This is a genomic window from Bradyrhizobium sp. in8p8 (assembly GCF_000426845.1).
Taxonomy (GTDB): Bacteria; Pseudomonadota; Alphaproteobacteria; order Rhizobiales; family Xanthobacteraceae; genus Bradyrhizobium; species Bradyrhizobium japonicum_C.
In genome coordinates, this window is record NZ_AUGD01000012.1 from 78,771 (window position 1) to 93,586 (window position 14,816).

The 14,816-nt window shown below is 61.5% G+C and carries 12 protein-coding genes and 1 pseudogene; 12 read left to right on the top strand and 1 reads right to left on the bottom strand.

Annotation, left to right across the window (positions count from 1 at the left end):
* The first annotated feature begins 24 nt into the window (after positions 1-24).
* Positions 25-786, top strand: a complete 762-nt coding sequence (locus K408_RS0127345) for an SDR family NAD(P)-dependent oxidoreductase (protein ID WP_024342102.1) — start codon at positions 25-27, stop codon at positions 784-786.
* A 76-nt stretch (positions 787-862) separates the two neighbouring features.
* The gene (locus K408_RS0127350) at positions 863-2,266 is read left to right on the top strand and encodes an amidase (protein WP_024342101.1); all 1,404 of its coding nucleotides are present in this window, start codon (positions 863-865) and stop codon (positions 2,264-2,266) included.
* A 57-nt stretch (positions 2,267-2,323) separates the two neighbouring features.
* Here K408_RS0127350 and K408_RS0127355 read toward each other — a convergent pair whose 3' ends face one another.
* Positions 2,324-3,109: an IclR family transcriptional regulator gene (locus K408_RS0127355; RefSeq protein WP_028146010.1), complete on the bottom strand. Its 786-nt coding sequence runs from the start codon at positions 3,107-3,109 to the stop codon at positions 2,324-2,326.
* Positions 3,110-3,283: 174 nt separating this feature from the next.
* On the opposite strand from K408_RS0127355, the gene K408_RS0127360 reads away from it, so the two are divergent.
* From K408_RS0127360 to K408_RS0127400, 10 genes and pseudogenes are all read left to right on the top strand, one after another.
* Positions 3,284-4,435 carry an ABC transporter substrate-binding protein gene (locus K408_RS0127360; protein ID WP_024342099.1) on the top strand — a complete coding sequence of 384 codons (1,152 nt, stop codon included), beginning with the start codon at positions 3,284-3,286 and terminating at the stop codon, positions 4,433-4,435.
* Positions 4,436-4,502: 67 nt separating this feature from the next.
* Positions 4,503-5,378 carry a branched-chain amino acid ABC transporter permease gene (locus K408_RS0127365; protein WP_024342098.1) on the top strand — a complete coding sequence of 292 codons (876 nt, stop codon included), beginning with the start codon at positions 4,503-4,505 and terminating at the stop codon, positions 5,376-5,378.
* 10 nt (positions 5,379-5,388) lie between these two features.
* Positions 5,389-6,363, top strand: a complete 975-nt coding sequence (locus K408_RS38845) for a branched-chain amino acid ABC transporter permease (protein WP_162250097.1) — start codon at positions 5,389-5,391, stop codon at positions 6,361-6,363.
* Complete coding sequence (locus K408_RS0127375) at positions 6,360-7,097, top strand: ABC transporter ATP-binding protein (protein ID WP_024342096.1); 738 nt, start codon at positions 6,360-6,362, stop codon at positions 7,095-7,097. The genes K408_RS38845 and K408_RS0127375 overlap by 4 nt, the downstream gene beginning before the upstream one ends.
* Positions 7,084-7,791 (top strand): ABC transporter ATP-binding protein, encoded by a 708-nt coding sequence (locus K408_RS0127380; RefSeq protein ID WP_024342095.1) that lies wholly within the window; start codon positions 7,084-7,086, stop codon positions 7,789-7,791. The genes K408_RS0127375 and K408_RS0127380 overlap by 14 nt, the downstream gene beginning before the upstream one ends.
* Before the next feature lie 21 nt (positions 7,792-7,812).
* Positions 7,813-9,129: an aspartate aminotransferase family protein gene (locus tag K408_RS0127385; RefSeq protein ID WP_024342094.1), complete on the top strand. Its 1,317-nt coding sequence runs from the start codon at positions 7,813-7,815 to the stop codon at positions 9,127-9,129.
* An 84-nt stretch (positions 9,130-9,213) separates the two neighbouring features.
* Positions 9,214-10,872 (top strand): hydantoinase B/oxoprolinase family protein, encoded by a 1,659-nt coding sequence (locus K408_RS0127390; protein WP_024342093.1) that lies wholly within the window; start codon positions 9,214-9,216, stop codon positions 10,870-10,872.
* Positions 10,872-12,929, top strand: a complete 2,058-nt coding sequence (locus tag K408_RS0127395; RefSeq protein WP_035698553.1) for a hydantoinase/oxoprolinase family protein — start codon at positions 10,872-10,874, stop codon at positions 12,927-12,929. The genes K408_RS0127390 and K408_RS0127395 overlap by 1 nt, the downstream gene beginning before the upstream one ends.
* Before the next feature lie 251 nt (positions 12,930-13,180).
* Positions 13,181-13,360: pseudogene (locus tag K408_RS44350) on the top strand (SCO family protein); the annotation flags it as partial.
* A 254-nt stretch (positions 13,361-13,614) separates the two neighbouring features.
* The gene (locus K408_RS0127400; RefSeq protein ID WP_057199131.1) at positions 13,615-14,796 is read left to right on the top strand and encodes an acyl-CoA dehydrogenase family protein; all 1,182 of its coding nucleotides are present in this window, start codon (positions 13,615-13,617) and stop codon (positions 14,794-14,796) included.
* The last annotated feature ends 20 nt before the right edge of the window (positions 14,797-14,816 follow it).

The following is a 14,816-nucleotide window of genomic DNA, read 5'->3' on the forward strand; positions in this document are numbered from 1 at the left end:
AGCGTCAATTGGGAGGGAATGAACATGGATCTGGGACTCAAGGGAGCAAAGGTTCTCGTCACTGGTGGCACGAAGGGTATTGGCAGGGCGATCGCCGAGACCTTCGCGGCCGAGGGGGCCAATGTGGGCATTTGCGCGCGCAATCAGGCTGACGTCGACAACGCAGTCACCGCGATCAAGGCGAAGGGCGTCGCTGCATTCGGCAGCTCGGTCGACGTCTCCAATGGACCGGCGCTCAAAGCCTGGGTGGAGGATATGGCCTCCAAGCTGGGCGGCATCGATATTGTCGTCGCCAATGTCAGCGCGCTGTCGATCGGGCAGGACGAGGAGAGCTGGGAGAAGGAGTTCTCGACCGACATGATGGGCACCGTGCGGCTGGTCAATGCAGCAATGCCGTATCTGGAGAAGAGCAAGGCCGCAGCGATCGTCACCATCTCCAGCGTGTCGGGCCGCGAGGTCGACTTCGCCAGCGGCCCCTATGGCACGTTCAAGGCCGCGATCATCCACTACACGCAAGGGCTGGCTTTCCAGCTTGCCGGCAAGGGCATTCGCGCCAACTCGGTCTCGCCGGGCAACACCTACTTTGAGGGCGGGGTCTGGAATCAGATCAAGGACGGCAATCCCGAGCTTTACAAGACCGCGCTCGCGCTTAACCCGACCGGCCGCATGGGTACGCCGCAGGAAATGGCGAACGGTGCGGTATTCCTTGCCAGCAAGGCCGCGAGCTTCATCACGGGGACCAACCTCGTGATCGACGGTGCGCTCACGCGCGGCGTGCAGTTCTAGACGCATCCGGAGCCACGCAGCAACGGGGGCGCGGCACGCGGGGCGAAGCCATTTCCGATAACAACAGGGCTGTCAGATGTCAGCAGATCCAATTCACTATAAGTCGATCACAGAGCTCTCCGGGCTGTTCCGCCGGGGTGAGCTCCTGCCGTCGAAGGTGACCGAGGCCATGCTGGGACGGATTGAGAAGCTCGACGGCAGGTTCCATAGCTATGCACTCGTACTCGCCGATCGCGCCATGGCTCATGCGAAACGCCATGACGCCGAGTTCGCGAAAGGCATCTGGCGGGGGCCGCTGCACGGCGTGCCGATTGGACTAAAGGATCTCTGTTACACCACCTTTGCGCCGACGGCGGGCGGCACCACGATCCACGCCAAGTTTATCCCGTCCTTCAACGCGACGATCGTGGACCGGCTCGAACTCGCCGGCGCCGTCGCGCTCGGCAAGCTGAAGATGACCGAGGGCGCCTACACCAGTCACCATCCGAACGATCAGGCTCCGCTCAATCCTTGGAACATCGAATACTGGGTTGGCTCCTCCTCGAGCGGATCGGGCGTGGCAACGTCGGCGGGGCTCTGCTTCGGTTCGATCGGCAGCGACACCGGCGGCTCTATCCGATTTCCGTCCGCTACCTGCGGGCTGACCGGCATCAAGCCGACCTGGGGACGCGTCAGCCGTCACGGCGTTTTTCCCCTCGCGGACTCGCTCGACCATGTCGGGCCGATGTGCCGAAGCGCGGCGGATGCGGCCGCCATGCTCGGCGCCATCGCGGGCGCCGATGTCAACGATCCCACGGCGCTGCAGGAGCCGGTACCGGACTATCTGACCGGGATTGGCGGCGGCGTTCGCGGCTTGCGGATCGGCGTGGACCGCAGCTACACCCAGGATGGTATCGATCCGCAGGTTGTCGCCGCGCTGCTGGAAGCTGAACGCACGCTTGCGGAGCTCGGCGCAGACATCCGCGAGATCAAGTTCCCCGCATACGAGAAGCTCGTCAGCATGTGGATTCCGATGTGCTCGATCGAGACCGCAGAGGCGCATCTTGAGACCTATCCATCGCGGAAGTCGGAGTACGGCCCCGATCTGGCGCAGCTGATCGAGCAGGGGAGATCCATGAGCGGCGTCGAGATCGCGCAGATCCATCACGAGCGCTTGAAGTTCTGCGGAAGCCTCGCGGCCTTGTTCGGTGAGGTCGATTTGCTGCTCATTCCCACCATGCCCGTGCCGATCCCAACGCTGACCAAGATGGGCGAATACGGCGCCGATCCGACTGTGCTGCTCAGCATCCTTCGCTTCACCGCGGTGTTCGACTTCTCCGGAAGCCCCACCATCACGCTGCCGAATGGCATGGCGTCGGACGGCCTGCCGCTCAGCATGCAATTGGTCGGCCCGCATCTATCGGAGGATGTGCTCGCCCGCGCCGGGCATGCCTTCCAGTCGGTGACGGATTGGCATACCCGGCGCGCGCCGATCGACTGAGGGTTATTCTGGCTCGGCCGCGGGCAAAGCGGCTGCAGCGCCCTTCGTCGCGAAGTCTCAACGCCGACGATTTACAGCCATTCCTCGGGATAGGGCTTTCGAGAGAGCTGCTGCAGTCTTCCGGAGAGCCGAAAGCCGTTCCTCCATCTGCTTGTTCATGATGCGCTCAAGCGGCCCGGTCATGCCGACGGATTGAAGGACTGTGCCATCCGAAAGCGTGACGGGGACCGCAAGTGCCGCAAGTCCTTCGTTGATCTCCCCGATACAAGTGGCGTAGCCCGATCTTCTGACTTTTGCGAACTCCTGGTCAATCCACTTTCGGCTGGTGTGCGAATTGACGGTCGGCTTGGGAAGCTCATTTGAAAGGGCCTCAGCGATCAGCTCCTTGCTCTGAAAGGCCATGATGGCCTTGCCAGTCGCTGCGGCATTCACGGGCATCTCGATTCCCGGCTGAACATATCCGCGCCACCTCACATCGGGCGAATATGAAACGGCTACGAGGACGCGCGACCCAACGAGGCGTGCGAGATAGCAGGTCTCGGAGGTCGCCTCCGTCAAAGCATGAATGTGGGGACCGGCGAGCGACGCGTACCAGCCATCGTCCGCGCTTGCATGAAGCAAACGCGTCAGCCGATCGCCCACGGAATAGGTGCGTCCTGCTTCCGCTTCGACTGCCAGCCCTGATCGAACCAGCCCTTTCAGCAGTCGATGTGCGGTTGTCTTGGGGAGTTCGAGGATCGATGAGACGTCGGCGAGCGTGATCGCGCCGGGGAAGGCGGCAATCACTTCGAGCACGTCGATGTATCGAGCCAGCGGGCCGGGCGAGTTGTCATCCATTTGCATGTGATCCGATCAATCTTTGTGCGACGCAAGCAAAAATGAACGGCTTGACTCCTGGCGAGGCGGCCGTTTACCGTTTCATAATTCGGGATTATGTTCCGAAAAACGGAACGACTGTCAAGCCCTCGTGAAATCCGCTGGGTGCGATGGAGAGATTTTTTCATTCTAGGAGGCGACATGAAGATTACGCGGAAGGCTGGTCTCGGCGTGACGATCGGAGCGGCGATGCTGTCGTTCGTGAGTGTGGCTCAGGCTCAGCAGGGCAGCCCTATCCTGATCGGCGCGACTGTGCCGATGACGGGGCCACTGTCCCTGACCGGCAAACAGTATCAAAACTCCCTTTCCATGGCCGAAGAGGACATCAACAAGGCCGGGGGCATCAACGGTCGCCATATCAAGATCGTGTTCGAGGACACGCAGGCGTCCAACGGAACTGCTGTCAACGCGTTCGTAAAGCTGGCCCAGGAAACCAAGCCAGCATTCTTCTTCCTGTCGAGCTACTCCACGCAGAATCTCGCAACGGCGCCCGAGCTAAGCAAAGTTCAGGTACCGGCGATGTATGCCGGCGGTGCCGACGTCGTGGCCGATAAAGGCAACGAATGGATGTTCCGGATCCGTCCGGCGGACAGCGTTTCGGCCGAAGGAATGGTGAAGGCCGCAGTCGACGTCATCAAGGCAAAGAAGCCCGGAATTCTCTACATCCAGAACGACTTTGGTCAGGGCGGTGCGCAGACTGCCGCCAAGCGCTTCGAGGCCGCCGGGATCGCGGTCGCCGGCATGGAAGCCTATGGCCAGAACGACAAGGACTTCTCCGCGCAGCTCCTCAGTCTCCGCAATAAAGGCGCCGATGCCATTCTGATCTTCAATTATCCGCAGGATGGCGCGCTGGTCCTCCGCCAGGCGAAGCAGCTCGGCTTCAAGATGCCGCTCGTTACGTCCTCTGCTGCGCTGGTGCCCGCGGCGACGCAGCTTCTTTCGCCGTCGGATCTCGAGGGGGTCTGGGGCGTGGTCGATGCCTTCATGGACGTCAGCGTCGGCGGCCGGATGAAGGACTACGTGGAGCGCTTCAAATCGAAATTCGGGGTTGATCCAGATCCCTACGGGCTCGCGTATTATGACGGTGCGATGCTGATGGCGGACGGCATGCGCAAGGCCGGAACCGACCCGAAGGCGCTGCGCGAATGGCTGTCCTCGGTCAAGGGGTGGCAGGGCATTGGCCACGTCTACTCGTATGACAACAAAGGCAATGGGGTTCGCGACCTCGCGGTCGTGAAGGCAAAGCCGGGCACCAAGACCTTGGAACTGGTCCAACCTGTCTCGCTCAACTGATCATTCGAAACGAGTTGGTCTGCGGTCCGACAAGTCGGCCGCAGACCGGGATCGTGCAGGGAACGTCATGGCGGACTTCGTTCAGCTCATCATCAACGGTCTGGCGATCGGTAGCGTCTATGCGCTCGCTGCGATCGGCTTCGTGATCGTTTACTCTGCTACCGGCGTGGTCAATTTCGCCGCCGGTCAGTTTGTAATGTTTGGAACGTTCGCGGGCGTTGCGACGCTCGTCAACGCGCAGCTGCCATGGCCCTTCGCCTATGGTGCGGCGCTCCTCATCATGGCGCTGTTCGGGGCCCTGTTCTTTGTCTCGGTTTATCTGCCTCTGCGGCGCGGTTCGATAGTGACCATCATCATCGGGACCGTTGCCGTCAGCATCACGATGCAGAACGCCGCCTTGCTATCCTTTGGATCATGGCCATTCCGGCTGCCATCTCCCGTCGAGGACAGCGCGGTTTCGCTTGGGGGTGCGATCATTTCCCTGCATGCCCTGGCGGTGGTCGCGGTGACCGCGGTGATGGTGGCCGGGCTATGGCTTCTTTTCAATCGTACTTCGGTTGGCGTGGGCATGCGAGCCGTAGCGCAGGATGTACAGGCTGCCAGATTGATGGGTCTTAAAGTCAACCGCCTGCTGGCGTTCTCATGGATCCTCGCCGCGGTACTCGCGGGCGTCGCGGGATTGATGCTCGGCCCGATGTGGTTCGCGGACGTCAACATGGGGGATCCGATCGCATTGAAGGCCTTCGCCGCGACCATCATCGGTGGTTTTGGGAGCCTGCCGGGAGCGATCGTGGGCGGCCTTTTCGTCGGCTTGAGTGAGGTCCTCGGCGCATCGTATGTCTCGTCTGCGTACAAGGATCTGATCTCCTTCGGCATAATGATCGCCTTTCTGCTTGTGCGTCCGCAAGGCGTGTTCGGCGAGAAAATTCAGGATCGAGGCTGAGAGGATGGCGATGCGCATTCCCCTGCAGATCGCGACGGCGATCATTGTGCTCGGCGGGATCTCCGGTATGGTCCTGCCGGAATATCATCTTCGCTTGTTGAATCTCTCGCTGATCTCCGCGGTCGCGGTGATTGGGCTCAACTTTGCGTTTGGCTATGCCGGTTTGATCTCGCTTGGCCATGCGGCTTTTGTTGGCATGGGCGGCTATGGCTTGGCCATCCTGACGACCACTTGCGGATGGTCACCGTGGCTCGCTGCGCCAGTAGCGATTGCGGCGACAGCCATTTCTGCCGGCCTGATCGGGTACCCATTGCTTCGCCTGCGCGGGCACTACCTGGCACTGGCGACGCTCGGCCTCAACGTGTCGTTCTATATCGTAACGTCCAATTGGATTGCGATGACAGGGGGGACCAACGGGATCGCGCGGATCCCGGGATTGGCGCTTGGCTCGTTCAGCTTCTCCGGGGAGCACCAGTTCCTGTGGCTTGCGCTTATGGTTCTGGCGCTGATCGCCGCCGCCGCGGCCGCATTGCACAAGTCCCGCCTGGGCCGCGAAATGATAGCTGTGCGCGATGATGAGATCGCGTCCGAGATGACCGGAATCGATACGACGCGGATCAAGATTGAAGCGTTCGTGCTTTCCGCCATCTGCGCTGCCGTTGCCGGGTGCCTGTTTGCCCTGCACATGCGCTTCGTTGCGCCGGAGGATTTCACCTATGCGCACTCGATCACATACCTCGCCATGTTGATCGTCGGCGGCGAAGGCACAATCGTCGGTGCTGTCCTCGGAGCGGTGCTGCTGACGTTTCTGCCGGAATGGTTGCGCTTTCTCGGTACCGCCTACCTCTTCTTCTTCGGCCTGCTGGTGCTTGGGATTCTGGTGTTTCTGCCCACGGGTCTCGTTGGCCTCGGCCAACGCTTGAGCCGTCGGTCAGCTAAAACTCCGCTTCTCGCATCTGCTCGCGCTCCGGAGGCGACGTCATGAACGCCTTGGAAGCACGAGGCATTCACAAGCGCTATGGAGGTCTCGCTGCGTTAGCGGACGTGGATCTGACCGTCAAAAACGGGCAGTTCGTCGCTGTCATCGGGCCTAACGGCGCTGGAAAGTCCACCCTGTTGAACGTTCTGACTGGCCTGGCGATGCCAGATGAAGGGCAGGTGCTTCTCGCCGGGCAGGCGATCACGCGGATGGCCACCAACAAGCGTATTCGTGCCGGCCTCGGCCGTACGTTCCAGCACGGACGGGTATTCGCACGCCTTAGCGTGCTAGAAAACGTGATGACGGGTGCGGCGATACGCGGCCGCCTAAGCGAGTCTGACCTGCGCGACTTCTCGATGGAGATCATCGAGCAAATGGGATTGGCAGACGTGGCGCACGAAGCCATTATGTCGCTCTCGTACGGTCGGCGCCGAATGGTGGAGCTCTCACGTGCGTTGGCGTGCCGGCCGCACGTCCTCCTGCTGGACGAACCGGCGGCCGGCCTCAATTCAGGCGAGGTCGATCAACTAATCGATCGCCTGGCGGAGTTGCGGGCGATGCACGGACTCGCCGTGGTGCTGATCGAACACAATATGGGGATGGTCATGCGGCTCGCCGAGCGCATCTTCGTTCTCAATTTTGGTTGCAAGATCGCCGAGGGAACTCCAGCGGAGATACAAGCAGATCCGGCCGTGCTGTCTGCTTATCTGGGCGAAGGATATGCTCATGCTGTCGTGTAACGATCTCGTGGTCGCGCATGGCGATATCGTGGCGCTGCAGGGAGTGACCCTCCAGGTCGAAGCTGGCGAAACGGTCGCGCTTATCGGTGCCAATGGCGCCGGCAAGACGACCTTGCTCCATGCGATCTCCGGCCTCAACCGAGTTTCGTCGGGAGACATAAGATTCGAGAGACGCTCGATCGCCGGATGGCCCACCGACGCACGCGTTTCCGCTGGCATTGCGCAGGCGCCCGAAGGCCGAAGGATATTTCCTGGATTGTCGGTCGAGGAGAACCTGACCCTTGCGACCGTCAGCTGGCGCCGTTGGAGGCAGTCGATTGCGGCCGATCTCGATCGCGTCTTTGGATTGTTTCCGCGCCTTAAGGAGCGCCGACGACAACTGGGATGGTCATTGTCGGGCGGAGAGCAGCAGATGCTGGCGATCGGACGTGCTCTGATGGCCCGCCCCAAGTTGCTGTTGCTCGACGAGCCATCGCTCGGCTTGGCGCCGCGGCTTGCCGAAGAGGTTTACGAACAGGTCAGGTGCATTGGCGAGACCGGTCTGACCATTCTGGTAGTGGAGCAAAATACGGTACTCGCGCTCTCGGTCGCCGATCGTGCCTATGTGCTGGAGACAGGGCGCATTGTGCTGGAAGGACCGGCAGACGAACTCAAGCACAATGCGCGCGTTCGCGAAGCTTATCTGGGGCGCTGAACCCAGGATCAAGGAGGCAAGATGTATCCCGCCAATCATTCTCAATCGCGAGATCTCTATCAACGAGCGCTCAAGAGCCTGCCGGGTGGCAATACGCGAACCACCGTCTATATGAAGCCGTTCCCGATCTACGCAGCTTCGGGCGCCGGCTGCCGTGTCCGGGACGTCGATGGCAATGAGTATATCGACTGCATCAACAACTTCACGTCTCTCATCCATGGCCACGCTCATCCCGCATTGATCGAGGCGGCGACCAAGCAACTCGCTCTGGGCTCCGCCTTCGGCATGCCGACGGAGTCCGAAGTCGAACTCGCGGAGTTGCTGGCAGCAAGGCTTCCATCCGTAGATCATGTCCGCTTCTGCAATTCGGGCACCGAGGCGGTAATGATGGCGCTAAAAGCGGCCCGCGCCTACACGGGTCGCCCGAAGATCGCGAAGTGCGAGGGTGCTTATCACGGCTCCTATGACTACGCTGAAGTCAGCCTCGACCCGACACCCGCGGCTTGGGGAGGCAACGCCCCGGTATCGGTAGCCTATGCCAAAGGCACGCCCGACAACGTGCTCGCGGACGTCGTGACCATTCCGTTCAACGACGTCGAAGCGGCCGTGAGCCTGATCCGCGAGCATGGTCCCGAACTCGCTTGTGTACTCGTTGATCCTATGCCGAACCGGGCGGGTCTGGTTCCGGCGGATCGAGCCTACGTGGAAGCGCTCCGTCAGGTCACGCGGGAAGTCGGCGCGCTGCTTGTCTTCGACGAAGTCATCACATTCCGTCTCGGCTATGAGGGCGCACAAGGGCTCTGGGGCATCGATCCGGACCTGACGACGCTCGGCAAGATCATCGGTGGCGGCTTCCCGGTCGGCGCGGTCGCCGGCGGCAAGACGTTCATGGCGGTGTTCGATCCATCTTCCGGCAAACCGGCGCTCCCGCACGGCGGCACCTTCTCGGCCAATCCCGTCACCATGCGCGCCGGTCTTGCCGCCATGATGTTGCTCGATGCAGCAGCCTATTCACGCCTCGATCGGATCGGCACTGCGGTACGCGACGGCATCAATGCGGCCTTCCGCAAGACTGGCGTTGCCGGGACCGCAGTCGGATTGGGCTCGCTCCTCAAGGTTCATTTCACCGACCGCAACGTCCGGGATTATCGTTCGGCTTACTCGAGCGAGGTGGAAGCGAAGCGCCAGGCCGTTTTCACCGCCGGGTTGCTCAATCGCGGGATTTTCGTCGCGAGCTATGGCCTGATGGCGCTGTCGTTGCCGATGACCGATGCTGACGTCGATACGATTGTGAAGGCGGCCGCGGAGTCCTTGGAGGAGGTCGCCGCGTTCGGCTGATCAAGCTCCCTGTAGCGCGAACTGTTCCGACTGGCGCCCGCTTGACATCGGATTGAGATTTTAATTTCTACCAGCAGGCTTGCGATGACCTCAAAGATCGACCCCATCACCCGCTCCGTTGTCCAGCATCGTCTAAGTTCGATCGTGAACGAAATGGGCGAAGCGATGCTGCGTACATCTTACTCGCAGATCCTGAACTCCAGCCGTGACTTCTCGCTGGGGATCTGCGACGTGAATGGGCGTTTGATTGCGCAGGCGGACCATATTCCGGTTCATGTCGGCGCGCTGTCCTGGGCGACGCTTGCGATCGAGGAGCGCTTCAAGGACATCAAGCCAGGCGACGTTCTGCTGCTCAACGATCCCTACCATGGTGGCAGTCACTTGCCCGATCTGACCGCGTTCGTGCCAATCTTCGATGGGGAACGGAGGCTGTACTGGACCATCGTGCGTGCACACCAGAGCGATATCGGCGGGGCGACCCACGGCGGCTACAATCCGGGCGCGACCGACATTTGGCAGGAAGGATTGCGGGTACCGCCGATCCGGCTTTATGAAGCGGGCAGACTTCGTGACGACCTGCTCGACATGCTGGCACTCAACGTGCGGAATTCTCGAGATTTCCGCGGTGATCTTGCTGCGATGATTGGTGCGGCGCACCTCGGCGAACGCCGTGTCAGGCGGCTGCTCGACGAGTTTGGTGGACAGGTCGTCGAGGCCGCCGTCGAAGCAATTCTCGATGCTGCCGAACAACAGACGCGGGCAGTCCTAGCGACATGGCAGGACGGTACGTTCTATGGAGAAGCGTATCTCGACGATGATGGTCATGGTCGAAGCGATATCAGAATCGCCGCGAAGGTGACCAAGAAGGGATCTGACATCGAGATTGATCTTTCGGAGTCGGACCCTCAGTCGACGAGCTTTGTCAATTCGTCGCACGCCAATATGCAGGCTGCGGTCGTCATGGCTTTTGCCTATCTCATCGATGCGGATATTCCCAAGAACGCCGGCGCACTTCGGCCGCTGAAGGTCGTTGCCAAACAGGGCACGATCGTATGGGCAGATCCCGGCCGGCCGGTCACGATGTGCACCAGCCATCCTTCGAATGAAATCGTGGAGGCTATCGTCAAGGCACTTTCCCAGTCGTGTCCGGATCGTGCGATGGCCGGGTGGAGCCGCAGATTCCGCATCGCCATCCAGGGTGAGAATCCGCGGACAGGGCGCAACTTTATCTGGCATTTGTTCCAGGCCAGGCCCGGAGGAGGGGCGTCGTCGGCGGGCGATGGTTGGTCATCGATTGGTGAATGGCATACGGTCGGGGGTATCAAATTCGGCAGCATCGAGGTCGATGAAGCCCGCTTTCCGCTCTATTTCCGGCATCACGAATTTCGTCCGGACTCCGGCGGAGACGGCAAGTTTCGCGGCGGCCTGGGCGTGTCGTTGGATCTCGTCGTGGAAACGGCGAAGCCTGCGCGAGCGAACACCGCAGGCGAGGGCACGAAGCATGGCGCATGCGGGATGCTCGGCGGCAGTGATGGGCTTCCCCATCAGTACACTCTCGTGTCGCAGGGCCGCGCGCCGCGAGTGCTGCGCACGAAGGAGGTCGGCATCGAAGTCCTTCCCGGCGACTGCTTCGAGGTGCGCTCCTCAGGCGGCGGAGGATGGGGCCCCCCTGGTCAACGGTCTGCTGAAGCGCGCGAAGGCGACTTGATGCAGGGCCTGACGACAAAGCTCACGACGATTTAATGGATAGCCTGAAGATGTTTACCATCGGAATCGATGTTGGCGGTACGTACACTGACCTCGTCGCGGTCGATCGCGACGGCAACACCGTGTTCGCAAAATCGCCGACAACGCCGGCGGACCAGTCTGTAGGCGTCATGAATGGACTTGAGGAACTCGCAAGCCGGCTGAAGATGCCACGAGCGGAGATGCTCGCCAGGACGGACCGCCTGGTGCACGGGACTACAGTGGCGACGAACGCATTGCTCGAGCGGAAGGGGGCAAAGGTCGCGCTACTCACGACGGAAGGCCATCGAGACGTCATCGAAATGCGCGAGGGTCTGAAGGAAGATCGCTACAACCTCCGCATCCCACCCCCGGCCCCCCTGGTTCCGCGCCAACTACGCTTCGGTGTGCGTGAGCGCGTCAGGCCGAACGGCGAGGTGCTGATCCCACTCGATCAAGACTCCCTCGGTAATGCGATCTCGGCGATCCGCGCCGCCGGAGCAAGCTCCGTGGCCGTGTGCTTCCTGCACGCCTACCGCAATCCAGCGCACGAGATTGCGACCGTCGAACGACTGAAACGCGAGCTTCCAGAGCTCAACGTCTCTCGGTCGAGCGATGTGTTGCCGCAGATCAAGGAGTATGAACGCGTTTCAACAACGATCGTGAACGCTTACGTTGCTCCGCTGGTGCGGCGCTATCTGACCAATCTAGAAGCCCGGCTGAGGGACGCGGGCCTGACCAGCAGCCTTTTTATTATCCTTTCGCATGGCGGGATGGCCCCGCTTGAGGAAGCCGCGCGGCTCGCTGCAGGCACCGTACTTTCCGGCCCCGCGGGTGGTATCTCGGGATCCCGGCGCTGTGCGGAACTGCTCGGAATTCCCAACCTTGTCCCTTTCGACATGGGAGGAACCAGCACGGACATCTCGCTGATTACTGATGGTCGCGCGTCGCTGTCCGCTGAGGGAGGGCTCGCCGGTCAACGTATCGCGCTAAGGAGTCTCGATATCGCGAGCATCGCCGCCGGTGGAGGGTCGATTGCTACTCTAGATGCGGGTGGTACGCTCCGCGTCGGGCCAGAGAGCGCTGGGTCGGTGCCAGGGCCGGCTTGCTACGGCAACGGTGGTGTTGAACCGACGGTTACCGATGCCAATGTCATTCTCGGATATCTGGACGCGTCTGCGTTCATGGGCGGAAAGCGGCCGCTCGATCGTGCAGCCGCAGAAGCGGCAGTCGATCGTATTGCGAAAGCGCTGGAGCTGTCGCGGGACGATGCAGCGGCTGGAATCTATCGAATGGTCAATCTGCGCATGGCGGACGGTATCCGTCTGATGACCCTGCGTCGCGGTGTCGACCCGCGACGCTTCGCGCTGCTTAGCTTTGGTGGCGCTGCCGGCCTGCACGCGGCCGAAGTTGCGCGGGAACTTGAAATCAAGCGCATCATCGTGCCGACGGCGGCGTCAGTCCTGTCCGCCTGGGGCATGTTGACCAGCGATCTGCGGTACGAGGTGAGCCATACGCATTACAGCGCCGGCCAACGGATTACGGCCCAGGAGGTCAGGGCCATCTTCGCCAACCTGGAAAGAGAGGCGACGGGTCGCCTGAAGTCGTGGTTTGGCGGCGATGTGGCAATCGAACGTTCCGCCGAGATGCGCTACGGCGAGCAGATCTTCCAGATTGATGTCCCGCTAAACAATCTTGATTGGGCGTCGGACGACATCGTCGATCGGTTAGAGGATCAGTTCCATCGTCGCCACGAAGAGCTATACACTTACTCGTCCCCGGATCAGGAAGTGGTGTTCGTCAATGCGCGGGTTTCTGCCCTAGGCGCTGTCCCGAGCGTCGGACAAGTCGCGCGTGGGCAGGAGACCGAAGCGCCTTGCAAACCAAGAGAACGTCGAAAGGCGTTCTTCGGCCAATGGCGAGAAGTCGATGTTTTCGCCGCCGATCAGCTTCGTCCGGGCAACAGAATCGAAGGTCCAGCAATTGTGGAAGCGGAAACGACGACAGTCGTCATCGGCGAGGGCGATCAAATCGAGGTAAACGATCTGGGCTGGCTCGACATCAGGCTCAGGTGACCGAATGACGAGTCTGCTCAGGCTTCGAGACCGCTACTTCCGCTCTGGGACTTGGGTGTATGGAATCGGACGGGTCAGAAGCGACCGTGGTCGACGATCATTGCAGGCCGCCGATTTCTTTGCGCCGGTGGTCCAAGTAGGGGAACTGTGGTTATAGCAACGCGCGTCGGCGCTTTGGGCGCGCTTTACCACCTTCGAATGGCTCGGATGGCTGCAATCAGGTTCGGTCTCCCGACGGTCGGCTCGGACCGCTAGCGTCGCGGCTGCCGCCGCTTTATGTCGCCGTCGATCCGGAGCGCGATACGCCGGGGATCCTGAAAGGGTCTCCCTGGAACGCGGCTATCCGCATTGCACCTGGCCTGACCGGCTCGCGCGAGAACATCGGGATATTCAGCCAGTGCCGGACGGCGGCGAGAAAACACCGCCCGTGAGCGCTCTTCGGGATCGGGGTCCGCTGCGCGAACCTCTCCAGATCGTCTGGCCGAACCGGAATTGCTTCAACCGGTTTACCCGCGGACTGCATCCCTGCAAGTCCTCCTTGGTAGCCGACGCCGGCATCCGACGCCGCCGGAACGGGCAGCCGGCCCGATGATCCAATCGGCCAACCAGATTGGGCTACGGCGCCATAACGGCCGCGAGACAGGGGTCTTAGGCTCGCTTCACTGAACAAAGGTTGGAGATCGCAGTGGATTTTGAACTTTCTAGGGAGCAGCAAGATATCAAGGCGCGCGCCGCCGCGTTCGTGGACGAGGTGTGCCGGCCACTGGAGGATCGATGGGGAACGGACGACTACGCCGTTCCCCACGACATCTTCATGGACGTGGTGCGCAAGTTTCGCGAGTACGGGTTCAGGGGCATCGCAGTCCCGAAGGAGGCCGGCGGCCAAGGGCTCGGGACCATCGCGAAGTGCCTGGTTTATGAGGAAATCGTCAGATCGCCCGTCATGCACGGCCTGCTTGCGACCTGGTCGGGATTCCTCGATCCACATCCCGCACTGTACGTCGCCCCTGAATGGCAGCGAGAGGCCTACCTCTACCCGATCCTCAAGGAAGACAAGTTCTATCACATCAACATCTCGGAGCCGGGAGCAGGTTCGGACGCGGCCGGTATCCAGACGACGGCCGTTCGCGTAGGCGACAGCTATGTCATCAACGGCATCAAGCGTTGGGCGCCGCCGCCGAACCATCCGGGCATCACGCCGAAATATCTCCTGTGCTACGCGGTAACCGACCCCGGGAAGGGGTACGAGGGGATCAGCCTCTTCCTCGTCGACTATCCCAACCCCGGCGTCTCCGTGCTGCGTGAATACGAGACCATGGCGCCAGGCACGTATCTGGGGAGAAGCTGCGACTACCAGTACAAGGATTGCGTGGTGCCGGCGAGGAACATGCTCGGTCAGGAAGGCATGGGATTCCGCTACATGATGGACCAGCTCAATCGCAACCGCACGGTGATCGGCGCGCGACTGACCGGTACGGCTCGCTGGGCGCAGGGCGAGGCGGCGAAACGGGCGCGCGAGCGCGAGACCTTCGGCAAGCCGCTTGCCGAGCGGCAGGCCATTCAATGGATGCTCGCCGAATCCGAGATGGATCTCGAGCAGTCGCGCCTGATGGTCTACAAGACAGCCTGGATGCTCGATCGCGGCATGGATGCGCGCAAGGAGGCGGCCATGGTCAAGTGCTTTGCGCCGCTGGCCGCCTGCAGGGTGATCGACCGGGCCATCCAGATCCATGGTGGGCTCGGGGTGCTCAGGGAGAACCGCTTCGGTCAGCTCTACTTCCAGAGCCGGATCGCCCAGGTAGCGGAGGGCACGACCGAGGTGATGAAGATGACGATCGCGCGAGAAGTTCTGCGCGCAACGGATTAGCGCTGATATCCGGCTAGAAG

What these genes read in the sequence shown, in the direction of transcription:
- K408_RS0127350 (WP_024342101.1), top strand. Translation starts at nt 863, where the DNA reads ATGTCAGCAGATCCAATTCACTATAAGTCGATCACAGAGCTCTCCGGG.
- K408_RS0127345 (WP_024342102.1), top strand. Translation starts at nt 25, where the DNA reads ATGGATCTGGGACTCAAGGGAGCAAAGGTTCTCGTCACTGGTGGCACG.
- K408_RS0127395 (WP_035698553.1), top strand. Translation starts at nt 10,872, where the DNA reads ATGGATAGCCTGAAGATGTTTACCATCGGAATCGATGTTGGCGGTACG.
- K408_RS0127365 (WP_024342098.1), top strand. Translation starts at nt 4,503, where the DNA reads ATGGCGGACTTCGTTCAGCTCATCATCAACGGTCTGGCGATCGGTAGC.
- K408_RS38845 (WP_162250097.1), top strand. Translation starts at nt 5,389, where the DNA reads ATGCGCATTCCCCTGCAGATCGCGACGGCGATCATTGTGCTCGGCGGG.
- K408_RS0127380 (WP_024342095.1), top strand. Translation starts at nt 7,084, where the DNA reads ATGCTGTCGTGTAACGATCTCGTGGTCGCGCATGGCGATATCGTGGCG.
- K408_RS0127360 (WP_024342099.1), top strand. Translation starts at nt 3,284, where the DNA reads ATGAAGATTACGCGGAAGGCTGGTCTCGGCGTGACGATCGGAGCGGCG.
- K408_RS0127355 (WP_028146010.1), bottom strand. Translation starts at nt 3,109, where the DNA reads ATGCAAATGGATGACAACTCGCCCGGCCCGCTGGCTCGATACATCGAC.
- K408_RS0127390 (WP_024342093.1), top strand. Translation starts at nt 9,214, where the DNA reads ATGACCTCAAAGATCGACCCCATCACCCGCTCCGTTGTCCAGCATCGT.
- K408_RS0127375 (WP_024342096.1), top strand. Translation starts at nt 6,360, where the DNA reads ATGAACGCCTTGGAAGCACGAGGCATTCACAAGCGCTATGGAGGTCTC.
- K408_RS0127385 (WP_024342094.1), top strand. Translation starts at nt 7,813, where the DNA reads ATGTATCCCGCCAATCATTCTCAATCGCGAGATCTCTATCAACGAGCG.